This is a genomic window from Streptomyces sp. MAI_2237 (assembly GCF_054189285.1).
This window is the reverse complement of the sequence record NZ_JAJPGQ010000003.1, coordinates 3,418,819-3,440,340: the sequence shown is the minus strand read 5'-3', so window position 1 is coordinate 3,440,340 and position 21,522 is coordinate 3,418,819. Positions and strand designations below refer to the sequence as shown.

Here is a 21,522-nt window from a genome sequence, read left to right as displayed (position 1 = left end):
GCTATAGCAGCCGGACGGCCTCCCCGGGAAGACCCCGCAGGCGGCGCCCGGCACTCCTTCTAGAATCTGCGGCACCGGCCGCACTCCCGAAGGAACCCGATGACCAGCGTCGACGAACCGGCACGACCGAACGGGCGGATCCGCGACGCCGCCCGCACCCAGGCCGAGATCCTCGACGTGGCCACCCAGGAGTTCGCGCGGGCCGGCTACGACGGCGCCCGGGTCGACGAGATCGCCGCCCGCACCCGCACCACCAAGCGGATGATCTACTACTACTTCGGCGGCAAGGAGCAGCTGTTCACGACCGTCCTGGAGCGCGCCTACGGCGTGATCCGCGAGGCCGAGCAGCAGCTCGACGTGGACCACCTGGACCCGGTCGCGGCGATCCGGCGGCTGGCGGAGCTGACCTTCGACCACCACGAGCAGCACCCGGACTTCATCCGCCTGGTCAGCATCGAGAACATCCACGGCGCCGAGCACATCGCCGCCTCCGAGAAGCTCGGCCGGATGGGCTCCCCCGCCCTCGACGTGATCCGCCGCATCCTGGCCGCCGGGCAGGAGTCGGGCCTGTTCACGGCCGACGTCGACGCCGTCGACCTGCACGCGATGATCAGCTCGTTCTGCTTCTTCCGGGTCGCCAACCGGGCCACCTTCGGCGCCCTGTTCGACCGCGACCTGGTGGACCCGGCGCGACGCGAGCACTACCGCGCCATGCTGGGCGACATGGTGATCGCCTACCTGACGGCGGAGCGGACCGCCGGCTGAAGCCGTACGACGGCACCTCTTGACACCCGGGAAACGCGGCTGCACCATCCCTGGACATCCGCTACTAACTATCCAGTGCGTTCATTAGCCGGGTAGCGCCCGGCGCGGCCGCCCCGCCACCCCAGGGTCGCGGCACCTTCCCTCTCCGCTCACTCCGCCTACGCTGGAGTCCCCCCGAAGGAGCACCGCCGTGTCGTCCGTCCCCGCCGAAGCCGTCGGGCAGCCGAAGAAGGCGGCCGCCGCCGCCTGGATCGGCAGCGCCCTGGAGTACTACGACTTCTTCATCTACGGCAGCGCGGCCGCGCTGATCTTCCCGAAGGTGTTCTTCGACGAGTCCGACCCCGCCACCGCGACCCTGCTGTCGCTGGCCACGTTCGGCGTCGCCTACGCGGCCCGGCCGGTCGGCGCGCTCTTCCTCGGCCACTTCGGCGACAAGCTGGGCCGCAAGAAGATCATGGTCTTCACGCTGATCCTGATGGGTGTGTCGACGTTCCTGATCGGCTGTCTGCCCACCCGCGCCCAGGTCGGCACCCTCGCGCCGGTCCTGCTCGTGCTGTGCCGGGTGCTGCAGGGCATCTCGGCCGCCGGTGAGCAGGCCAGCGCCAACTCCATGACCCTGGAACACGCGCCGGGCCACCGGCGCGGCTTCTTCACCAGCTTCACGCTCAGCGGCACCCAGGGCGGCCAGCTCATCGCCACCCTGGTCTTCATCCCGGTGGCGGCCCTGCCCGAGGACCAGTTGCTGACCTGGGGCTGGCGGGTCCCGTTCTGGGCGAGCGTCGTCGTCGCGGGCGTCGGCTACGTCATCCGCCGCCGGCTGGAGGAGACACCGGTCTTCACGCAGCAGGCGTCCTCCTCCGAGGGCGTCGTGAAGCTGCCGCTGGCGGTGCTGCTGCGCGAGCACTGGGCGGACGTGCTGCGGGTGATCGCGGGCGCGCTGATCGCCTCCGTCTCCACGATCTTCACGGTCTGGGCGCTCGCCTACGCCACCGGCGACACCGTCGGCATGTCCCGCTCCTCGATGCTGTGGGTGGGCGCGCTCGCGAACCTCGTCGCGCTCGCGGCGATCCCGCTGTGGGCGACGCTGTCGGACCGCATCGGCCGCCGGCCGGTGTACCTGATCGGCGCCGCGGGCAGCGCGGTGGCGATGTTCGGGTACCTCTGGGCGATCTCCACCGGGAACTACCCGCTGACCCTGGTGCTGGGCATCGTCGCCTTCGGCGTCGTCTACAGCGCCGCGAACGGCGTGTGGCCGTCCTTCTACGGCGAGATGTTCTCCACCCGGGTCCGGCTGTCCGGCATGGCGATCGGCACCCAGGTCGGCTTCGCCGTGGCCGGTTTCGCGGTCACCTTCGCCGCCGAGATCGCGGGCCCCGACGGCGGTGACTGGTCCGCGGTGGCCCTGTTCACCGCCGCCCTGTGCGTCCCGCCGGTGATCGCCGTCCTCTCGGCCCGCGAGACGGCCGAGGTCCCCACCGAACGACTCGGCGAGCGCCCGGCGGCGGAGGCGGCCCAGCGGGAGACGGTGACGGCCTGATCCCTCGCGCGCCCAAGCCCCGGCCTCCGCACGGCACCGCCTGCCGGAGGCCGGGGCTTGCGCGTGCGCGCGACAGGGGTCCGCCGTCGCGCCACGGCCCGAGTTCCGCGCGAGCGCGACAGGGGTCCGCCGTCAGGCCACGGCCCATGTTTGCCGCGTGAGCGACAGAGGTCCGCCGCCGTCCCACGGCCCGCGCTCCGCGTGAGCGTGGCAAGGGGCCGCCACCAGGCCCCGGCCCACGTTTGCCGCGTGAGCGACAGAGGTCCGCCGCCGTCCCACGGCCCGCGCTCCGCGTGAGCGTGGCAAGGGGCCGCCACCAGGCCCCGGCCCACGTTTGCCGCGTGAGCGACAGAGGTCCGCCGCCGTGTGCCACGGCCCGAGTTCGGCGCGAGTGCGACAGGGGTCCGCTGTCGGGTTCACGGCCCGAGTTCCGCGTGAGCGCGACCGGCGGGCCGCCGTCAGGTCACGGTCCCGGTGCCCGTACCGCGTCGGCTCCCCCCGGCCGCGGGTGCCGTGGCTCGTACAGGGCGATCTCGCCTCCGCCCGGGAGCCGCAGCGCCGTCACCCGGCCCCACCGGACGTCCTGCACGGGGCGCGTGAACTCCACGCCCGCCCGGGTGAGTTCGGCGACGGTCGCGTCCAAGTCGTCGCACATCAGCATCAGTTCGTGCGCAGGCTCGCCCTCGGTCGGATGGCAGGCGACCTCGGCGGGCGGTGCCTCGAAGATCAGCCAGCCGTGCCCGGCGTCGACGTACGCCCAGCCGAGGACGTCCCGCAGGAAGAGGCGGTCCGCCTCGGCGTCACGGGAGTGGATCACCATGTGTGCGCCATTGATCACCCGACCGAGCCTACGCACGTGTATCAGGAATGGAGAAGCGCCGCTCCCGGGCCTCGCCTAGCCTGACCGTCACGGGCGTCACCCGCGCGACGGATGGAGAGACGATGAGCAAGGTGCCGGCACCCTCGCAGCACGCTGCCGACAGCCACGACCTGATCCGCGTGCACGGCGCCCGCGAGAACAACCTCAAGGACATCAGCGTCGAGCTCCCGAAGCGCCGGCTGACCGTGTTCACCGGCGTCTCCGGCTCCGGCAAGAGCTCCCTGGTGTTCGACACGATCGCCGCCGAGTCGCAGCGGCTGATCAACGAGACCTACAGCACCTTCGTGCAAGGTTTCATGCCGACCCTCGCCCGCCCCGAGGTGGACGTCCTCGACGGCCTGACCACCGCCATCAGCGTCGACCAGCAGCGCATGGGCGCCGACCCTCGCTCCACCGTCGGCACCGCCACCGACGCCAACGCGATGCTGCGCATCCTCTTCAGCCGCCTCGGCAAGCCCTACGTCGGCCCGCCCGGAGCCTTCGCCTTCAACGTGCCCTCCGTCTCGGCGGCCGGCGCGATCAAGGTGGGCGGCGCCAAGAAGGCGCAGAAGGTCACCTTCAACAAGGTCGGCGGCATGTGCCCACGCTGCGAGGGCCGCGGCGCCGTCTCCGACCTCGACCTCACCCAGCTCTACGACGACACCAAGTCGATCAACGACGGCGCCTTCACCGTCCCCGGCTACACCGGCGGCGGCTGGAACTCCCGCCTCTACGCGGAGTCCGGCTTCTTCGACCCCGACAAGCCGATCCGGAAGTTCACCAAGAAGGAACTGCACGACCTGCTGCACCACGAGCCGGTCCGAATGAAGATCGCGGGCATCAACATGACCTACGAGGGTCTGATCCCGCGCATCCAGAAGTCCATGCTCGCCAAGGACAAGGAGGCGATGCAGCCGCACATCCGGGCGTTCGTGGAGCGCGCCGTCACCTTCACCACCTGCCCCGACTGCGACGGCACCCGGCTCGCCGAGCACGCCCGGCAGGCGCGGATCAAGAAGCTCAACATCGCCGACGCCTGCGCCCTGCAGATCAGCGACCTGGCCGACTGGGTGCGCGGCCTGAAGGAGCCGTCGGTGGCGCCGCTGCTCACCGCGCTGCAGCAGACCCTCGACTCGTTTACCGAGATCGGCCTCGGCTACCTCTCCCTCGACCGCCCGGCCGGCACCCTCTCCGGCGGCGAGGCGCAGCGCGTGAAGATGATCCGCCACCTCGGCTCCTCCCTCACCGACGTGACGTACGTCTTCGACGAGCCGACCATCGGCCTGCACCCGCACGACATCCAGCGGATGAACGAGCTGCTGCTGCGCCTGCGGGACAAGGGCAACACGGTGCTGGTCGTGGAGCACAAGCCGGAGGTCATCGCGATCGCCGACCACGTCGTCGACCTCGGCCCCGGCGCCGGCACGGGCGGCGGCACGGTCTGCTACGAGGGCACGCTGGAGGGGCTGCGGAACAGCGACACCATCACCGGCCGCCACCTCGGCGACCGGGCGGCCGTGAAGGACACGGTGCGCAAGGCGACCGGAACGCTGGAGATCCGGGGCGCGCGCACGCACAACCTCCAGGACGTCGACGTCGACCTCCCGCTGGGCGTGCTGTGCGTGGTCACCGGTGTCGCCGGTTCCGGCAAGAGCTCGCTCGTGCACGGGTCGATCCCGGCCGACGCGGGTGTGGTGGCCGTCGACCAGAGCCCGATCCGCGGCTCCCGGCGCAGCAACCCGGCGACGTACACCGGTCTCCTCGACCCCATCCGCAGCGCCTTCGCCAAGGCCAACGGGGTGAAGCCGGCCCTGTTCAGCGCCAACTCCGAGGGCGCGTGCCCGACCTGCAACGGCGCCGGCGTCGTCTACACCGACCTGGGGATGATGGCCGGTGTCTCCAGCACCTGCGAGGACTGCGAGGGCAAGCGGTTCGACGCGTCGGTGCTGGAGTACCACTTCGGCGGCCGGGACATCAGCGAGGTGCTCGCGATGCCGGTGGCCGAGGCGGAGGAGTTCTTCGCGGCCGGCGAGGCGCGCACCCCGGCCGCCCACCGCATCCTGACGCGCCTGGCCGACGTCGGTCTCGGCTACCTCACGCTCGGCCAGCCCCTCACCACCCTCTCCGGCGGCGAGCGGCAACGCCTGAAGCTGGCCACGCACATGGGCGACAAGGGCGGCGTCTATGTCCTGGACGAGCCGACCGCGGGTCTGCACCTGGCCGACGTCGAGCAGCTGCTCGGCCTGCTGGACCGGCTCGTGGACGCCGGGAAGTCGGTCATCGTGGTGGAGCACCACCAGGCGGTGATGGCCCACGCGGACTGGATCGTCGACCTCGGCCCCGGCGCCGGACATGACGGCGGCCGGATCGTCTTCGAAGGCACCCCGGCCGACCTGGTGGCGGCACGCTCCACCCTGACGGGGAAGCACCTGGCCAGCTACGTGGGCAAGTGAGTGGTGAGCGCGGCTAGGGCCTGTCGTTTGGATCAGCTCGGCGTCGCGGGGTCTGGCACGCACATCTGCCGCGTTGTCGTCACTCGCCGACGCTCCGCGTCGACTCCCTCCTCCGCCTTGCAGCTGCACGCACCAGACCCCGCTCGGGTCGGCCAGGACGCACCGTCCCCTGCAGCCGACCTGATCCAAACGACAGGCCCTAGTTGTTCGACCAGCCGCGTTCGCACAGCACCAGGCGGTAGCCGTCGGGGTCCTCGACGGTGACGCCCCAGCGGTTCCAGTACGGGTTGGGGGACGGCACCCGTTTCCCTCCGTGCTCCTCCAGCCGCGCCACGAGGTCCTCGGGAACCTGCCCGTCGACGTAGACGACGAGCAGGTCCTCCTCGGTGGGCCGGGGCTCGACCGGGGCCGCGGACTCGTGGACGAGTTCCAGGTGCCATCCGGCGTCCGGCCAGCCGACCATCAGCAGGTCGTGCTCGCCGGGTTCGCCGCCGCCCTCGGTCCGCCATACGACGCTCAGCCCGAGTCCCGCCACCCAGAACCGCTCGGCGGCGGCGAGGTCGCGCGACGGGCGGGCGAGACGGATGTGGCTGCGGCCGTCGACGGGCATCGAGGTCTCCTCCTGCGCTGCGGGGTCTTGGTGTGCAGCCTAGGCAGCACGTGATCCCCGGGCCATGCGACATCGGGCCTGGGGCCACGGTCCTAGGACCCGGCTCGTCGGCCTGCCGGGCGGCCCGTCTCAGCCCTCGTTCGCACCCTTCGGGATGCCGTACGCCCGCTCCACCTTCAGCCGGACCACGAGCCGCCCGTCGCGCACCATCGCGGCGCGGTAGTCGTCCCAGTCGGGGTGCTCGCCGAGGACGTCGCGGTAGAGGCGGATCAGCTCCTCCACGGTGTCGTCGTGCGGGTCCTTGGCGACGGGCGAGAGCTCGGCGGTGCCCTCGACGACGGTGTAGGCACGGCGGTCGGGGGTGGAGACGTGGTAGGACACCCGCGAGTCGCGGCGCATGTTGCGGGTCTTGGCCCGGTCGTCGGTGACGGAGATCCGGACGATCCGCTCGTCCGGGTCGTAATGGTGGCTGACGTTCGACAGCTGGGGGCGGCCGTCGCGCTTGAGGGTGACCAGTACGCCGCCGCGGTGATCCGACAGCAGGTGGAGCAGTGTGTCCTGAGTCATATCCGGGTCAACCCGAGCGGTCCGGTACCGCATTCCCGGCTCCGGAGGCCCATAGGTAGACACTGTCTACCCGTTCCTGGTAGACAGTGTCTATGCCTGAATCGTCAAAGCCCGGACCGGAGACGGGACTGCGGGCCCGGCTCGTCGACGTCGGGGTGGAGCTGGTCGCCCGGGAAGGGGCGCAGGCGCTGACCCTGCGGGAGATCGCGCGCCGGGCCGGCGTCTCGCACGGGGCGCCGCGGCGCTACTTCCCCACCCACGTCGAACTGCTGTCCGCCATCGCCCGGCGCGGGTTCGCCGACCTGGCCGAGCGGGCCACGGCGGCGGTCGGGGACGGTACGGACTCGCCGCGCGAGCAGGTGGCGGAACTGGGTCGGGCCTACCTGGAGTTCGCGCTGGACAACCGCGGCATGTACGAGCTGATGTTCCGTCACGACCTGCTGGAGAGCGGCCACCTGGGCCTGCGGGACACCAGTCTTCCCCTGTTCGGCCGGCTGGTGGAGCTGGTCGGCCGGGCCCGCCCCGAGGCGGACGCCCGGATCGTCGCGGGCGCGCTGTGGGCGAACCTGCACGGCATCGCCCAGCTGTGGGGCTGGGGCAGCCTCCAACTCGCGACGGCGACGGAGGACTTCGGGCCGTTGCTGCGCACCGCGCTGGACGCGCACCTCGGGGCCGGGGCGTGAGACGGCAGCGCGCGCTGGCGCTGACCGGCAGCGTCGTCGGAGCGGTGGTGGTCGCTCTGGACGGCACGGTCCTCTCCGTCGTGCAGCCGACCCTGCGGCAGGACCTGGACGCCTCGTTGGCACAGGTCCAGTGGACCAGCACGGGTTACCTCGTCGCGGTGGCCGGCCTGCTGGTCTTCTCGGGACGGCTCGGCGACCGGTACGGCCATCAACGGCTTTTCGCCTTCGGCACGTTGGGCTTCGGGGCGGCCTCGGCGGGGATCGCCCTGGCCCCGGGATCGGGTGGGTGATCGCGCTGCGGGTGGTCCAGGGGGTGTTCGGGGCACTGTTGCAGCCGGCCACACTGGGCATGCTGCGGGCCGCGTTCCCACCGGACCGGCTGCGGATGCCGATCGCCGTGCGGACCAGTGCGATCGGGCTGGCGGCCGCGGCGGGTCCCGTCCTGGGCGGGGCCCTGGTGGCCGGTCCGGGCTGGCGTGCCGCCTTCCTCCTGAACGTCGTACCGACGCTGGCCCTGGGCGTCCTGGCCCTCACCTCGCTCGGCGGGGCGCGGCGACCGCGCTGGGCCTCCCCTCACCCCGTCACCGCCCTCGACCTGCCCGGTGCCCTGCTCCTCGCGCTGACCCTGGCCAGTCTCGTCCAGGCTCTCGTCGCCCTGCCGGAGCGGGGCTGGACGCCGGGGAGCGGTGCCGGGGTCGCGGTGGCCCTCGCCGCGGGGGCCGCGTTCGTGCGGCACGAGCGGCGGGCCTCAAGTCCGCTGGTGCCGCCGGACCTCGTCGGCTCGGCGGGCGTCGGCCGGGCGGTCGGCGTCCTGGTCGTGGCGTCGGCCGCGTTGCAGGGCACCTTGTTCACCGCGACCTTTCTACTGCAGAACGTCCTCGGCGTCGGCCCGCTGCGCATGGCCCTGCTCAGCCTGCCGCTGGCGGCCCTGATGATCCTCGCGGCGCCGTGTTGCGCGGTGCTGCTGCGCCGGTTCGGGGCCCGGCGGACGACGGTCGCGGCGATGGCCGTGCTGGCCGCCGGGATCGTGGTCCTGGACCGCGCCACCGGCACCCTCGCCTTCTGCACCGGGTTCGGTCTGCTGGGCGCCGGCTTCGGGACGGTCATGGTGGCGGCCACCCACGTCGTCGTACGGGAGGCCGCGGTCGAGTCCGCCGGGGTGGCGGGCGGGCTGAAGCAGACGGCGATGAACGTCGGGCCGGTGCTGGGCGTGGCGGTGGCGACGACGCTGACCGGGCCGCACGCTGGCGGCGCGCGGCTGCCGCTGATCGTCCTGGCGGTCGTGGCCGCGGTCGGCGCGGTCGTGGCCGGATCTCTGCCGGAACGTTCCGTCTCGATGATCAATCCTGGTCGACCCGGGGACCGTAGCGGTGTTCCTGCGCGACGATGAGGTCTGAGGTCAGGGCGGCGGGATATGCGGGATATCCCGTCCGGCACCTCGACGAGCGCATTCGGAGGAGAGCGATGGCACAGCTGCGGCAAGAGGTCGACCCGAGCGAGGTCGGGCTGGACGCGAAGGCGCTGGACCGACTCGACCAGCACCTCGCCCACCACGTCGACGAGGGACGCGTGCCCGGCTTCCTGGTGGCCGTGGCCCGCGGCGGACGCGTCGCCCATCTGACGATGCTCGGCCACCGCGACGTCGCGGCCGGACTGCCGGTCGAGCACGACACACTGTGGCGGATCTACTCCATGACGAAGCCGGTCACCTCGGTCGCCGCGCTGATACTCGTCGAGGAGGGCCGGCTGTCGCTGGACGACCCGGTCGCCCGCCATCTGCCGGCCTTCGCCGACCCGCAGGTGTACGAGGGCGGCTCCGGCGCCGACGTACGGACCCGGCTGGCCCGCGGCCCCGTCCTGATCAGGCATCTGCTGACCCACACCGCGGGCCTCACCTTCGCCTTCTACCGTTCCCACCCGGTCGACGCCCTCTACCGCGCGGCCGGCCTCGAGTCCTCGGTCCTGCCGGGCACCGACCTGGCGCGGACGGTCGACGTGTACGCGAGTCTGCCGCTGCAGTTCGAGCCCGGGACGCAGTGGAACTACTCGGTCGCCACCAACGTCCTCGGCCGGGTGGTCGAGGTGGTGAGCGGGCAGTCTCTCGACGAGTTCTTCGCCGAGCGGATCCTCGGCCCGCTCGGCATGTCCGACGCCGGTTTCCAGGTCACCGACGAACAGGCCCCCAGGCTGGCGGAGTTGTACGGCGAGACGGAGTCGGGCGGCATCGAGCCGGTCGCCGGGCTGCCGCTGCGCGGCGGGCGGCCGCGCCTGCTGTCCGGCAGCGGCGGGATGGTGGCCTCGGCGTACGACATGCACCGCTTCATGGAGCTGCTGCGCCGGCGCGGCGAGCTCGACGGCGTCCGTCTGCTGGCCCCCGAGACCGTGGACCTGATGACCAGGAACCACCTGCCCGGCAACGCGGACCTGCGCTCCTTCGGCTCCCGCCCGGCCCACGACGAGCCCCACAACGACGGCGTGGGGTTCGGCCTCGGCGTCTCGGTCGTCATCGACCCCGAGCGCACCCAGGTCCCCTCCACCCTGGGCGCCTACGGCTGGAGCGGCGCCGCGACGACCACCTTCTGGGTCGACCCCGTCCATGACCTGACCGTCCAGTTCATGACCCAGGTCCGCCCGAAGTCGTCCCTGAGGATCGTCCCGGACCTCAAGCGCCTGGTCCACGAGGCGATCACCGGCTGACTCGGCTACGCCGCGGAACGCAGGCCGAACTCCAGTCCTTCCGACCGCAGTTCGTCCAGCCACTGCCCGGAACGGGCCGCCGTCCCGGCGGCCCTGTTCAGCCCCGCCGGCAGGCTTCCGTCCAGGATGTGCCGGACGCCCAGCGCCAGCGGGAGCGACACGCACCGGGCCATGGCGCTCTCCTCCGCGTCCCCGGTGAGGTCGAGGAGGTAGCTCCCCGACCAACCGCCTTCCTGCGCGCGGACGTCCAGGGACACGGCGAGGACGACCCGGTCGCGGTCGGCGTCCGTCGTCGGATGGCGGGCCGCCAACTCCTGCGCCAGGGCGGCGATCCGCGCGTCGTCACCGGCCTTCAGCTCCTCGAACACCGGGTCCCAGGCCCGCAGCCAGCCGTCGAGCCGCAGGGTGCCGCGGACGAAGGTGTGCGCCCGCCAGGCGGCCGGGAGGCCGTACTGCCGGACGAAGGGCACGCTGTCGCGGTTGGGGTAGACCTCGAAGCGTTCCCCGTCGAGGACGTGGGCGCGGGTGGCCTCCCACGGGCGGCCGGCGACGGTCTCGGTGCCGTCCTCGATGTAACGGGCGGGCGAGCGCAGAGCGCCCAGCACACCGGCGGGAGCCCAGCTGAAGCGGTACCGGAAGTCGTTCGGGACGGCCGGTATGCCGCCGCAGTACGAGGTGAAGGTGTACGACGCCGGGGTGCCGGCGCCGACGGCCGCGCCGGCGCGGGCGACCAGGCTGTGGGCGAAGAGGTGGTCGATGCCCGGGTCGAGCCCGGCCTCGGTCAGGACGACCAGTCCGGCCCTCTCGGCCGCGGGGACCTGTGCGAGGACGGCGTCGGAGACGTAGCTGGAGCAGGCGAAGTGGGCGCCGCCCGCGACACAGGCGGCCAGGATCGGAGCGTGCTCCGGCGCGGGGAGCATCGACACGACGACGTCCCCGGGCGTCAGTTCGGCGGTGAGCGCGGGGAGCGTGAAGGCGCGGGGCTCGGCGCGCGAGCCGAGGCCGAGACGGTCCAGGGCGTCCGCGGCCCGCTGCTCGGTGCGGTGCCACAGACGTACCGGCCCGGCCCTCTCGCACAGCCGGGCCAGACCGCTGCCCGTGGACAGTCCGGCGCCGATCCAGTGGACGGTGCCGGACGCGGTGGCCCGCTCAGCCATTCCCGGACTCCCTTTCCGTGACGCCGAGTTCACGGCACGCCTGGTGGAATCGGTCGAGGCAGCGTCCCCACGGGCCGCCGACGGAGAACTCGAGCAACTGGATCACCAGGGCCGCCGAGAAGTCCGTGCTGGACTCCCGCGGCAGCAGGGACGGCAGGTTGTCGATGGCGATGAGGTCCAGCGGCGGTTCCTTGCGCAGCCGGCGCACCGGCTCGTCCCAGTCCGTGGTGCGGTCGTAGACCGGCAGGACGTTCAGCGGCGAGCCGACGTCGCAGGTGACGTCGCACAGCGTGCGCAGCCGGCGCGCGGGGGCGTCGAGGTCCTCCTCGCGCAGGAAGGGCGGGACGGGTGAGGTGGCGAGGACCGCGTTCACCATGACGTCGTGGCCGAGCAGGGCCGGGCGGTCCAGGTCACGGGTCTCGGCGAGGTCCCAGCAGGTCGGTTCGATCCCGGCGACCTGGAAGGCGACCCGTGCGCCCCGGCCGCTGCGGCCCAGGGCGCCGACGACCAGCGCCGTGAACTCCTCGTCCCCGCCGGCCCGCCGGAGCGTCTCGTCCAGCTCCTCCTTCGACCCCGGTACGAGCGGGGCGGCCAGCCTGCCGCGGCGCTGGAGCACGGCGAGGGCGGCGCCCAGGTAGCCCGCCCAGAAGCCGAAGGCGGCGAGGCGACGGCCGTCGTCGTCGACCAGGTACTCCAGGTCGAGCAGGGCGCCTCCCCCGGCGGCGAACCGCCGCAGCAGGGTCTCGGCTCCCGGCTGCCGCTTGTAGGCGTGCCCGAAGAAGATGTGCCGGTGCGGCAACTCGCCCGGCTCGTCCGGGAGTTCCTTGAGACCCAGGACGACGGCGTCGTGCGGCGCGGACACCCACGAGCCCGCCGACGCGACGCCGCAGCCGGCCGCCTCGTACTCCTCGATCGGGAAGATCCGCTGCGGGGACTCCTCCACCGTCAGCCTCACGCCCGCCTCGACGAGCCGCCGGGCGTCGGACGGCACGAGCGGTGTGCGGCGTTCGGTCGTACGGGCCTCGTGGCGCAGCCACAGGTGGAGATCGGTCATACGAGGTTGGCCTCCGGGCGCGGGGCGTCGGCCGCGAAGCGGTCGGCGCTCAAGGGGCGGACGTCCACGAAGGGTACGCGGCCCAGGTACAGGTCGCGGATCACCTCGCCGACGGCGGGGCCCTGCAGGAAGCCGTGTCCGGAGAAGCCGGTGGCGTAGAGGAAGCGGGAGACCGAAGTGGCCTCGCCGATCAGTGCGTTGTGGTCGGGGGTGATCTCGTACAGGCCCGCCCAGCCGCCGGTGCGGCGCAGGTCGAGCAGGGCCGGAGCGCGCCGCTCCATGGCCGCGTACAGGGCGGGGATCCAGCGGTCGTGGGTGTCGGTGGCGAAGCCGGGCCGCTCCTCGGGGTCGGACATCCCCAGCAGGAGACCGGGACCCTCGGCGTGGAAGTAGAGGCTGGTGGTGAAGTCGATGGTCATGGGGATGCCGGGGCGCGGTTGGGCGAGGGGTTCGGTGACCGCGATCTGGCGGCGCAGCGGCACCACCGGCAGGTCGACGCCCGCCATCGCGCCGACCGCCCGCGACCAGGCGCCGGCCGCGCAGATCACCGTGCCGGTCCCGATCCGGCCCAGGGTCGTGGCGACGGCGGTGATCCGGTCGCCCCGCAGCTCGATGCCGGTGACCTCGGTGTGCCGCAGGACGCGGACTCCCAGGGCCCGGGCGGCGGAGGCGTAGCCGTGGACGACCGCCTCGGGGGTGCAGTGGCCGTCGTCCGGGGAGAAGGCGGCGGCGAGCAGGCCGTCGGTGCTGATGAGCGGGGAGAGCCTGCGGGCCTCCTTCGGCGTGATCATACGGCTGGGCACGCCCAGGGAGTTCTGCAACCCGACGCCGCGCTCGAAGGAGGCGACCTCCTGCGGCGTCGACAGCAGGAAGAGGTAGCCGACGCGGTGCAGCCCGATGTCGTACCCGATCTCCTCCTCGAAGCGGCCGAACGCCTCCAGGCTGCGCGCCCCGAGCAGGATGTTCAGCTCGTCGGAGAACTGCGCCCGCACCCCGCCCGCCGCCTTCGAGGTGGATCCGGCGGCGAGTTCGTCCCGTTCGACGAGGACGACGTCGCGGACACCGGCGGCGGCGAGGTGGTAGGCGATGCTCGCGCCCATCACCCCGCCGCCGATGACGACGGCACTGGCCTGCGTGTTCACCGGCGAGCCTCCCAGGGGTGTCGGGTCGTCCCCTCTTCCTGTCCCCGCCCGCCGGGCCGTAACCGCAGGTTCAGGACAGGTGCGCCAGGGCGTCCAGGTGGGGCAGGACGTGGTCGAGCCGCTCCCGCTTGGTGCGCAGGTAGGTGATGTTGCTCTCGCACGGCGGGATCAACAGGGGGACGGTCTCGGCCACTTCGATGCCGTGCTGCACCAACGCCTCGCGCTTGCGCGGGTTGTTGGACATCAGGCGCACGGAGTTCACGCCCAGGTCGTGCAGGATGCCGGCGGCGACGCCGTAGTCGCGGGCGTCCACGGGCAGCCCGAGCGCGAGGTTGGCCTCGACCGTGTCCAGGCCCTCCGCCTGCAGGGCCATCGCGCGCAGCTTGGCGAGCAGGCCGATGCCGCGGCCCTCGTGGCCCCGCAAGTAGACGACGATGCCGCTGCCTTCGGCGACCACGGCCTTCAGCGCGGACGCCAGCTGGTCACCGCACTCGCAGTGCTGGGAGCCGAACGCGTCACCCGTCAGGCACTCGGAATGCAGCCGGGTCAGGACATCGTCCGTGCCTATCTCGCCGTGCACGAGAGCGACTTGTTCGTCGCCGCGATCGTGATCGATGTAACCGACCGCCCGGAATTGCCCGTACACCGTGGGCAGCGGGGCATTCACTATGCGTTCCACGCCTGTACGCTTCGCGCTCTTCTTGCCGAGTACGCCGATTTTATCTGTCATGATTCGATTCCTAAACAGAGACGAAAGGCCGTGAAGAAATGAGTGGTTCGGGCGTGCGTACGGCGGCGGACGGGCTGGTGCCGGCGGACACTACGGAAGAGGTACGGACCAGGGCGGCGGGTGTCTCAACGCAGGTCGCGGTCCTTCCGGTGGGAAGCTTCGAACAGCACGGGCCGTTCCTTCCGCTGGCGACCGACACACTGGTCGCCTGTGCCGTGGCCCGGGAGATCGCCGCGGCGTACCCGGTGCACCTCCTCCCTCCGGTGACCATCTCCTGCTCGCACGAGCACGCGGCCTGGCCCGGGACCGTCAGCATCTCCTCGGTGACCCTTCATGCGGTGGTGAGTGACATCGCGCAGTCCCTGCGCCGCTCCGGCGTCGACGCCCTGGTGGTGGTCAACGGGCACGGCGGGAACTACGTGCTGGGCAACGTCGTCCAGGAATCCTCCGCCCGTGGCGAGCGCATGGCGCTCTTCCCGGCCGCGGAGGACTGGGAGACGGCGCGGCAGCGGGCGGGGGTGACCACCTCGCTGCTGACCGACATGCACGCGGGAGAAATCGAGACCTCCATCCTTCTGCACGCTCACCCGGAATTCCTCCGGCCCGGTCACGAGACCGCCGATTTCGTCGCTGACGACCGTCGTCATCTGCTCACCCTCGGTATGTCCGGCTATACCGATTCGGGCGTGATCGGACGGCCTTCGCTGGGTTCCGCGGAAAAGGGGAAGGAACTGCTGGCGAGCCTCGCGGATTCCTTCGGCGCGTATTTCTCGCTCCTCGCCTCGGAGGACGGGCCCGCGTAGTCGGCGCCGGGTTCCGGGGTCGTTCCGGAACCCGTCCGCAGCCCCGTGTACCAGCGGGCGACGAGGACGACCGCGCCCGGCAGGGCGGCGACGAAGCTGAGCACGCCGTACACGACGGCGACCGCCACACCGCTGCTCGCACCGAGGCCGGCCGCGCCGAACGCCCAGGCGGTGGCGCCCTCACGGGGACCGAAGCCGCCGACGTTCAGCGGCAGGCCCATGGCGACCAGGGCCAGCACCGCGAGCGGGATCAGCGTGGCGGCGGAGGCCGGGGAGCCGGCGACCCGGGCGGAGAGCACGAACATGCCGATGTGACCGGCGAGGACGAGCAGCGAGGAGAGCGCGACGCCGGGGCCGTTGCGGCGGGAGAGCAGTCCCTTGCGCGCCTCGGCGAGCGTCGCGCGCAGGGCGCGGCCGCGGCGGGAGTCGGCCGTGCGGTTCATCCGCAGCGCCAGGACGACGGCGAGCGCGCCGACCGCGGCGAGCAGGACCGGCGGGGCGAAGCTGCGGACCTCGGCCCGCACGGGGGACGGCATGGTCAGCAGCACCGCGGTGCCGACGACGGTCAGCGCGACCTGTCCGGCGACCCGTTCGAGGACGACCGACCGTACGCCGCGGCCGAGGTCACCGGCGTCCTTGCCGTGCCGGACGGCCCGGTGCACGTCCCCGAGGACGCCGCCGGGCAGGGCGGCGTTCAGGAACAGCGCGCGGTAGTAGTCGGCGACGGCCGCCCCGAGCGGGAGCCGCATCTTCAGGCTGCGGGCCACCAGCGCCCAGCGCCAGGCGCTGAGCACGGTGGTGGCCACCCCGGTCAGGAGCGCCAGGACCAGCGTCGTCGCGTCGATCCGCCGCAGCCCGTCCAGCAGCACACCGGTACCGAGGTGCCACAGCAGGGCCCCGAGGATGACGACGCCCGCGACGGTCCCGAAGTGGCGACGCAGAACAGGGGAGTTGAGCCGCGCCAGGGCCCCTCGCCACCATGGCGTGCCGTTCGCGGCACGGTCGCGCTCCTCGCGGAGGGCGACTTCGGCGGCCCGGGCCCGCAGGGCGGACTCGCGCGCGGCGAGACAGGCGGCCCCGTCGTCCCACACCTCGACGACGACGGAAGCGGCACCGGCGGACGCCGGCACGTGGACCCCCTCGACCCGAGGGCTCGCCGCCGCGTCGGAAGCGACGTCCGCACCCCGCCGGCTGCCGGGCAGCACGACCGTCCTCATCGTCTCCACGCTCATGACGCCCCGCCCGTCGGCCGGGACATCGCCAAGAGGTCGCTGTGGTGGACGGTGACGTGCAGGTCGCCGGCCTCGCAGGCGGCCAGGCGGTCGTGCAGATACCGTTCTGCGCGGGCTGCCAGCTCGGGGCGCTCCTCGACGGCCGCGCCGACCCAGCCGCGCAGCCACTGGGCCGTCAGCTCGGCCTCGTCGGGGCCGAGCCGCCAGTGGCTCGGGTTGACCCGTACCGTGGCGCCCCGCTCCGAGAAGGCCTCGCAGGCGGCGTCGACCGCGTCCGGGCCGAGCAGGCCGTCGCGGCGCTGGTGGGCGTTGAACGCGTCGGTGATCTCCGCGTCCATCGGGTCGGACGGGCTGAGTTCGACGCGGCCGGCGACGGAGAGCGTCAGCAGGGCCGGGCAGCCCGCCCCCGTGCAGGCGTCGGCCAGGGTCTCCAGCTCCTCGCGGGTGAGCACGTCGAGGAGGGCGGAGGCGGTCACCAGGGAGGCACCGGCGAGCCCGTCGGCGGTGAGCCGGGCGACGTCGCCGCGGCGGGTCTCCACCGAGACCCGGCTGCCGTCGGCGGCGGACCGCGGCGAGGCGACGGCGGCGAAGTGCAGCAGGTACGGGTCACGGTCGTGCAGCACCCAGTGCTGGGCGCCGTCGAGCCGGGAGGCGAGCCAGCGGCCCATGGAGCCGGTGCCGCAGCCCAGGTCGTGGATGACCAGCCCGGCCTTGCCCGGGAGGTTCGCGAGCCGGATGCGCAGCGGGTCCAGCAGGTCGTGCGAGCGGGCGGCGGCGTCGGCGGGTTCGCGCAGCTCCAGCCACTCGGGCGCGTAGCGCGGGGGCTCGTCCGGCCCGGTGTCGCGCAGGCGTACGGTGGCGCGCTCGCCGGGACGGGCGGGACCGGCCCCGGGGATCACCGAACCGGCGGCGACCGCCGGGCCGGCTCCCGGGCCGTCCGTGCCCTGGGTGCCCTCCGCCACGGAACCCACCGCCTTCGCCTCGTGTCCGCCGGCCTCCGTGGGCACATCCGCCGTCCGTGTCACCATCTGCCGCCCCTCCCCCACCGTCTCCCGCGTGTCCCTCGGCCCCGGCTGCGCCGGAACCCTTCCGCCGGTCCTCACCGGTACGGTCCTGCTCATGCCGCCCTCCCGGGCTCGCTCGGCAGCCGGCCCAGCACTCCGGCGAGGCTGCGGGCCGTGGTGGCCCAGCCGTCCAGGGCGGCCCGCCGGCTCCGCGCGGCGGCCTTCAGCCGGCGCCGTACGTCGGCCTCGCCGAACCAGCCGCGCAGTTCGGCGGCGAGGGCGGCGGGGTCCTCCGGCGGCACCAGGATGCCGGGCACCCCGCCGTCGGGGGCGCGGCCGACCGCCTCGGGCAGGCCGCCGACGTCGGTCGCGAGCACCGGGATGCCGCGCGCGAGGGCCTCCGTCACGGCCATGCCGTACGTCTCCGCGTAGGAGGTGAGGACCATGAGGTCGGCGGCGTTGTAGCTGGCGTCGAGTTCCGCTCCGGCCTGCGGGCCAGCCAGCTCGATCCGGTCCTGAAGGCCGTGCTCCCTGATCAGCCGGCGCAGCTCGGCGACGTACTCCGGGTCGTGCCCGAGCCCGCCCACGCACACGCACGTCCACGGCAGTTCGGCCGCCGCGGCCAGCGCCTGCACCAGCCGGTGCTGGCCCTTGCGCGGGGTGACGGCGGCGACGCACAGCAGCCGCGAGACCCCGTCGGTGCCGGAGGCCAGCGGCGCGATGTCGGCGCCGGGCGCGGCGACATGGACCCGCTCGGGGGCCAGTCCGTGGTGCGAGACGAGCCGGCGGACCGCCCAGTCGCTGGTGGCGATCACGGCGGGCACGGCCCGCAGCACGACCCGCTCCCTGGCGTCCAGTTCGGCGGCGACCGCGGGCTCCAGCCCCCTCTCGTCGCCGAGCGGCAGATGCACCAGCACGGCGAGGCTCAGCCGCTCCGTCTCCGGTACGACGATCTCGGGCACCCCGCACGCGACGAGCCCGTCCAGCAGGACGACCGTCCCGTCGGGCAGTTCCCGCAGGACGCGGGCGAGTTCCGCGCGGGCCGCCGCCCCCGGCCGGGGCCACTCGCCGGCCACGGCGTGCTTGTGCACCTGCCAGCCGAAGCCGGGCAGGTCCAGGCTGACGCGCCGGTCGTAGGCGTTGCCGCCGCTGGGCGCCGCCGGGTCGTCGACGCCGCCCGGCATCACGAAGTGCACGGAGCGCAGGGACATGGGGATGATCTCGGCGTTCTTCAGCGTGGAGTGCTGCACGGGCACGTATCCGAGGGCCGGATGCGCCGTCTTCTCCAGGGTCACGTCGGTCACAGGGCACGCTCGTAACTCGCCCAGGCGATGTGCGACTCGTGCAGGGTGACGGTGATCCCGGCGATGCCCTTGGCACCCTCGCCGAGGCCGCCCTTCTCGATGCGGTCGGCGAGCCGGTCGGCGATGACCTTGGCCAGGAACTCCGTGGAGGTGTTCGTTCCGGCGAACTCGGGTTCGTTGTCGAGGTTTCGGTAGTTCAGCTCACTGACGACGGCGCCGAGTTCCTGCGTGGCCAGGCCGATGTCGACGACGATGTTGTCGTCGTCCAGCTGCTCACGCCGGAAGGTTGCGTCCACCAGGAACGTCGCTCCGTGCAGGCGCTGCGCGGGTCCGAAGACCTCGCCGCGGAAGCTGTGGGCGATCATGATGTGATCGCGGACGGTGACACTGAACAACGGACGACCCTCCAGGTGCGGCGCGTCTGGCCCCCCGGCAGTCGGCCGCCGGGGATGCCGTGTAGTACGGCTCATCGGTTCCCCGTGTTCAGCCGTCCCTCACTCTTTTCTCAGGTCAGGCGGTCTTGCCCGGCCCCGAAAGTCGTCCCGGATTGAACGACTGCGTCACTCTGTGTCCTCGTACCGGATGCGGTGGCAGAGCGCGGGCAGCTCTCCGGAGGCCAGCTTCGGCATGAGGTCCGGCAGTTCGTCGAAGGCGGACTCGCCGGTGACGAGTGCGTCCAGCGCCGGGTCGGCGAGCAGGTCGAGGGCGAGGGCGAGCCGGTCGGCGTAGCTCCGTCCGGCGCGGCGGGGGGAGACGGTGCCGACCTGGCTGGAGCGGATGACGAGGCGGCGGGAGTGGAAGGCCTCGCCGAGCGGGAGGGAGACCTTCCGGTCGCCGTACCAGCTCAGTTCGATCACCGTGCCCTCGGCGGAGAGCAGTTCGAGGGAGCGGGCGAGTCCCTGCTCGGTGGCGCTGGCGTGGACGACGAGATCCCGCTCGCCCTCCGCGTCCGCCGGCAGGGCGAAGTCGACGCCGAGGGCCCGGGCGATCTTCGCGCGCGCGGGATCGGCGTCCACGAGCTGCACGCTGACGCCCGGGAAGCGCGCCAGCAGCGCGGCCACCGAGGAGCCGACCATGCCGCCGCCGACGACGGCGATCCGGTCGCCGATCAGGGGCGCGGCGTCCCACAGGGCGTTGACGGCGGTCTCCACGGTGCCGGCGAGGACGGCCCGCTCGGCGGGCACGGTGTCCGGTACGACGGTGACGGCATCGGCAGGGACGACGTACCGGGTCTGGTGCGGATACAGGCAGAACACGGTCCGCCCGGCCAGCCGCTCCGGCCCCTCCTCCACCACGCCCACGTTCAGGTAGCCGTACTTCACGGGGGCCGGGAAGTCGCCCTCCTGGAAGGGGGCGCGCATGGCCGCGTGCTGGCTCTCGGGCACTCCGCCGCGGAAGACGAGGGTCTCCGTCCCCCGGCTCACGCCGGAGAACAGCGAGCGCACCAGCACCTGGTCCCCCGCGGGTACCGGCAGGTCGACGTCGCGTATCCGGCCCTCGCCCGGGCGATCCAGCCAGAACGCGCGTGCGGCGCGGTTCATCGACGTCCTCCTGAACGATCGGGAAGTGGTTCACGTACCGAGGTGTGCACAGGCCGCGCACAGTACGCGGCGTGATCGACTCTGTCATATGGCCGGAGGGTGTGCGGTGGCCCTGAACAACACATACGAAGCAAGGCTGGTCCAGCAGGAGACCGCTGTGGGAGCGGGCGTGCAGATCCTGTTGCTGGCCCTGCTCGGTACGGCGATCGGCCTAGGGCCGGCGGGCTGGCTGACCGGCCTCGCCTTCGCCGTCGCCACGTGGGCGGTGCTCTCCAGGGCGCTGCACCGCACCCGGCCGCGCTCCTTCGGCCCGGCCAACCGGGTGACGCTCGGCCGCGCGACCCTGGTCGGCGGAGTGACCGCCCTGGTCGCCGACTCCTTCGAGAGCTCGCCGCCGGTCACCGTCTTCGTCGGCCTCACGGCCGTCGCCCTGATACTCGACGGTGTGGACGGCAAGGTGGCCCGCGCCACCGGCACCTCGACGCCGCTGGGCGCCCGCTTCGACATGGAGGTGGACGCGTTCCTGATCCTGGTGCTGAGCGTGTACGTCTCCATGCAGGAGGGCCCGTGGGTCCTGCTGATCGGCGGCATGCGCTACGCGTTCGTGGCGGCGGCCCGCGTCTACCCCTGGCTGAACGCCCCGCTGCCGCCGAGCATGGCCCGCAAGACGGTCGCCGCGATGCAGGGCGTCTGCCTGCTCCTGGCCGCCTCCGGCTACCTCCCGGCAGCGGCCTCCTTCGGCGTCACGGCCCTCGCCCTCGCCTCCCTGACCTGGTCCTTCGGCCGCGACATCCGCTGGCTCCAGCGCGCGTCCCGCGTCGACGAGGCCGAGGTGGAGGAGATGCTGGAACTGGCGGCGGAACGCCAGACGGTGGCGTCCTGAGCGACGGCAGCGGCGGCAGCTACGCCACTGCAGACAGTGCCGTCCTGAGGGGCGGCCCCCCTCACCCCTCGATCGGGTACCGGTACACGGTCGAGCCGCGTCGCTGGAAGCCCAGCCGCTCGTAGAGCCGGTTGGCCGCTTCCCGGTCCGGGCGCGAGGTGAGGTCGACGGTGCGGGCTCCGGCCTCACGTGCGAGTCGCAGCGCCTGTTCCATCAGCAGCCCGGCGATCCCGTGACCTCGCGCCGCCTCGTCGACGATCACGTCCTCGACCCGGGCGCGCAGCCCGGACGGCAGCGCAACCGTCGTCAGGGTCAGGGTGCCGACGATGCCGTGGTCGGCACGGGCGACGAGGACGGTGTTCGTGTCGCAGGCCAGGACGCGGGCGAGCGCCTGCGCGTCGAGCGGCCGCGCGGAGCGCGACAGTTGCGGCAGCAGACGGCCGAGAGCCTCGACGAGCTCCTGGTCCGCCTCCCGGGCGGCCTCCACCTGGATCTTCATGG

19 protein-coding genes and 2 pseudogenes are annotated in these 21,522 nt (G+C 72.8%); 8 read left to right on the top strand and 13 right to left on the bottom strand.

The features are described from left to right. The first annotated feature begins 99 nt into the window (after positions 1-99). Both LN251_RS26140 and LN251_RS26135 read left to right on the top strand, forming a co-directional pair. Entirely contained in the window at positions 100-765 is a 666-nt protein-coding gene (locus tag LN251_RS26140; RefSeq protein WP_458246533.1) for a TetR/AcrR family transcriptional regulator, read from the top strand. Positions 766-955: 190 nt separating this feature from the next. Beyond that, positions 956-2,302, top strand: a complete 1,347-nt coding sequence (locus LN251_RS26135; protein WP_458246532.1) for an MFS transporter — start codon at positions 956-958, stop codon at positions 2,300-2,302. 463 nt (positions 2,303-2,765) lie between these two features. Here the strand turns inward: LN251_RS26135 and LN251_RS26130 are convergent, their stop codons facing one another. Beyond that, entirely contained in the window at positions 2,766-3,140 is a 375-nt protein-coding gene (locus LN251_RS26130; protein ID WP_458246531.1) for a VOC family protein, read from the bottom strand. A gap of 104 nt (positions 3,141-3,244) precedes the next feature. On the opposite strand from LN251_RS26130, the gene LN251_RS26125 reads away from it, so the two are divergent. After that, positions 3,245-5,614 carry an ATP-binding cassette domain-containing protein gene (locus tag LN251_RS26125; protein ID WP_458246530.1) on the top strand — a complete coding sequence of 790 codons (2,370 nt, stop codon included), beginning with the start codon at positions 3,245-3,247 and terminating at the stop codon, positions 5,612-5,614. Positions 5,615-5,813: 199 nt separating this feature from the next. Here LN251_RS26125 and LN251_RS26120 read toward each other — a convergent pair whose 3' ends face one another. Together LN251_RS26120 and LN251_RS26115 are read right to left on the bottom strand one after the other, a co-directional pair. Beyond that, positions 5,814-6,224, bottom strand: a complete 411-nt coding sequence (locus tag LN251_RS26120; protein ID WP_458246529.1) for a VOC family protein — start codon at positions 6,222-6,224, stop codon at positions 5,814-5,816. A gap of 129 nt (positions 6,225-6,353) precedes the next feature. Then, a complete protein-coding gene (locus LN251_RS26115; RefSeq protein WP_458246528.1) occupies positions 6,354-6,791 on the bottom strand; it encodes a PPOX class F420-dependent oxidoreductase in 438 nt (145 codons plus the stop codon). A 92-nt stretch (positions 6,792-6,883) separates the two neighbouring features. Here LN251_RS26115 and LN251_RS26110 point away from each other — a divergent pair, with 92 nt between their 5' ends. From LN251_RS26110 to LN251_RS26100, 3 genes and pseudogenes are all read left to right on the top strand, one after another. Beyond that, the gene (locus LN251_RS26110; protein ID WP_458246527.1) at positions 6,884-7,474 is read left to right on the top strand and encodes a TetR/AcrR family transcriptional regulator; all 591 of its coding nucleotides are present in this window, start codon (positions 6,884-6,886) and stop codon (positions 7,472-7,474) included. Next, a pseudogene (locus LN251_RS26105) lies at positions 7,471-8,864 on the top strand (MFS transporter). Before LN251_RS26110 ends, LN251_RS26105 begins: the two are co-directional and overlap by 4 nt. Positions 8,865-8,938: 74 nt before the next feature. Then, a complete protein-coding gene (locus LN251_RS26100) occupies positions 8,939-10,171 on the top strand; it encodes a serine hydrolase domain-containing protein (protein WP_458246526.1) in 1,233 nt (410 codons plus the stop codon). A gap of 5 nt (positions 10,172-10,176) precedes the next feature. Here the strand turns inward: LN251_RS26100 and LN251_RS26095 are convergent, their stop codons facing one another. The 4 genes from LN251_RS26095 to ribA form a co-directional block, all read right to left on the bottom strand. Beyond that, complete coding sequence (locus LN251_RS26095; protein ID WP_458246525.1) at positions 10,177-11,328, bottom strand: saccharopine dehydrogenase family protein; 1,152 nt, start codon at positions 11,326-11,328, stop codon at positions 10,177-10,179. Beyond that, positions 11,321-12,382 carry a saccharopine dehydrogenase gene (locus LN251_RS26090; RefSeq protein ID WP_458246524.1) on the bottom strand — a complete coding sequence of 354 codons (1,062 nt, stop codon included), beginning with the start codon at positions 12,380-12,382 and terminating at the stop codon, positions 11,321-11,323. Before LN251_RS26090 ends, LN251_RS26095 begins: the two co-directional genes overlap by 8 nt. Then, positions 12,379-13,524: an NAD(P)/FAD-dependent oxidoreductase gene (locus LN251_RS26085; RefSeq protein WP_458246523.1), complete on the bottom strand. Its 1,146-nt coding sequence runs from the start codon at positions 13,522-13,524 to the stop codon at positions 12,379-12,381. Before LN251_RS26085 ends, LN251_RS26090 begins: the two co-directional genes overlap by 4 nt. Positions 13,525-13,594: 70 nt before the next feature. Next, positions 13,595-14,254 carry a GTP cyclohydrolase II gene (ribA, locus tag LN251_RS26080; RefSeq protein ID WP_249840867.1) on the bottom strand — a complete coding sequence of 220 codons (660 nt, stop codon included), beginning with the start codon at positions 14,252-14,254 and terminating at the stop codon, positions 13,595-13,597. Positions 14,255-14,292: 38 nt separating this feature from the next. Between ribA and LN251_RS26075 the strand changes: the two genes are divergently transcribed. Beyond that, complete coding sequence (locus tag LN251_RS26075; protein WP_458246522.1) at positions 14,293-15,057, top strand: creatininase family protein; 765 nt, start codon at positions 14,293-14,295, stop codon at positions 15,055-15,057. Between the two features lie 134 nt (positions 15,058-15,191). Here LN251_RS26075 and LN251_RS26070 read toward each other — a convergent pair. The 5 genes and pseudogenes from LN251_RS26070 to LN251_RS26050 all read right to left on the bottom strand — a co-directional run. Next, positions 15,192-16,274 (bottom strand): annotated as a pseudogene (locus tag LN251_RS26070) (lysylphosphatidylglycerol synthase transmembrane domain-containing protein); the annotation flags it as partial. 11 nt (positions 16,275-16,285) lie between these two features. Beyond that, complete coding sequence (locus LN251_RS26065) at positions 16,286-17,317, bottom strand: class I SAM-dependent methyltransferase (RefSeq protein WP_458246521.1); 1,032 nt, start codon at positions 17,315-17,317, stop codon at positions 16,286-16,288. A gap of 89 nt (positions 17,318-17,406) precedes the next feature. Continuing rightward, the gene (locus tag LN251_RS26060; protein ID WP_458246520.1) at positions 17,407-18,597 is read right to left on the bottom strand and encodes a glycosyltransferase family 4 protein; all 1,191 of its coding nucleotides are present in this window, start codon (positions 18,595-18,597) and stop codon (positions 17,407-17,409) included. After that, positions 18,594-18,992, bottom strand: coding sequence for a 6-pyruvoyl trahydropterin synthase family protein (locus tag LN251_RS26055; RefSeq protein WP_058922042.1), 399 nt, complete (start codon positions 18,990-18,992; stop codon positions 18,594-18,596). Before LN251_RS26055 ends, LN251_RS26060 begins: the two co-directional genes overlap by 4 nt. Positions 18,993-19,157: 165 nt before the next feature. Next, a complete protein-coding gene (locus tag LN251_RS26050) occupies positions 19,158-20,138 on the bottom strand; it encodes a zinc-dependent alcohol dehydrogenase (protein ID WP_458246519.1) in 981 nt (326 codons plus the stop codon). A 106-nt stretch (positions 20,139-20,244) separates the two neighbouring features. Here LN251_RS26050 and LN251_RS26045 point away from each other — a divergent pair, with 106 nt between their 5' ends. Further along, positions 20,245-21,021 (top strand): CDP-alcohol phosphatidyltransferase family protein, encoded by a 777-nt coding sequence (locus tag LN251_RS26045; RefSeq protein WP_458246518.1) that lies wholly within the window; start codon positions 20,245-20,247, stop codon positions 21,019-21,021. A gap of 61 nt (positions 21,022-21,082) precedes the next feature. Here the strand turns inward: LN251_RS26045 and LN251_RS26040 are convergent, their stop codons facing one another. Beyond that, on the bottom strand, positions 21,083-21,520 hold the full coding sequence (locus LN251_RS26040; protein WP_458246517.1) for a GNAT family N-acetyltransferase: 438 nt from the start codon (positions 21,518-21,520) through the stop codon (positions 21,083-21,085). Between the last annotated feature and the right edge of the window lie 2 nt (positions 21,521-21,522).

Excerpts from the sequence above, each read along its gene's own strand:
- LN251_RS26095 (WP_458246525.1), bottom strand. The coding sequence starts at position 11,328 with ATGGCTGAGCGGGCCACCGCGTCCGGCACCGTCCACTGGATCGGCGCC.
- LN251_RS26090 (WP_458246524.1), bottom strand. The coding sequence starts at position 12,382 with ATGACCGATCTCCACCTGTGGCTGCGCCACGAGGCCCGTACGACCGAA.
- ribA (WP_249840867.1), bottom strand. The coding sequence starts at position 14,254 with ATGACAGATAAAATCGGCGTACTCGGCAAGAAGAGCGCGAAGCGTACA.
- LN251_RS26110 (WP_458246527.1), top strand. The coding sequence starts at position 6,884 with ATGCCTGAATCGTCAAAGCCCGGACCGGAGACGGGACTGCGGGCCCGG.
- LN251_RS26100 (WP_458246526.1), top strand. The coding sequence starts at position 8,939 with ATGGCACAGCTGCGGCAAGAGGTCGACCCGAGCGAGGTCGGGCTGGAC.
- LN251_RS26115 (WP_458246528.1), bottom strand. The coding sequence starts at position 6,791 with ATGACTCAGGACACACTGCTCCACCTGCTGTCGGATCACCGCGGCGGC.
- LN251_RS26075 (WP_458246522.1), top strand. The coding sequence starts at position 14,293 with ATGAGTGGTTCGGGCGTGCGTACGGCGGCGGACGGGCTGGTGCCGGCG.
- LN251_RS26050 (WP_458246519.1), bottom strand. The coding sequence starts at position 20,138 with ATGAACCGCGCCGCACGCGCGTTCTGGCTGGATCGCCCGGGCGAGGGC.
- LN251_RS26125 (WP_458246530.1), top strand. The coding sequence starts at position 3,245 with ATGAGCAAGGTGCCGGCACCCTCGCAGCACGCTGCCGACAGCCACGAC.
- LN251_RS26040 (WP_458246517.1), bottom strand. The coding sequence starts at position 21,520 with ATGAAGATCCAGGTGGAGGCCGCCCGGGAGGCGGACCAGGAGCTCGTC.
- LN251_RS26120 (WP_458246529.1), bottom strand. The coding sequence starts at position 6,224 with ATGCCCGTCGACGGCCGCAGCCACATCCGTCTCGCCCGCCCGTCGCGC.
- LN251_RS26065 (WP_458246521.1), bottom strand. The coding sequence starts at position 17,317 with ATGGTGACACGGACGGCGGATGTGCCCACGGAGGCCGGCGGACACGAG.
- LN251_RS26140 (WP_458246533.1), top strand. The coding sequence starts at position 100 with ATGACCAGCGTCGACGAACCGGCACGACCGAACGGGCGGATCCGCGAC.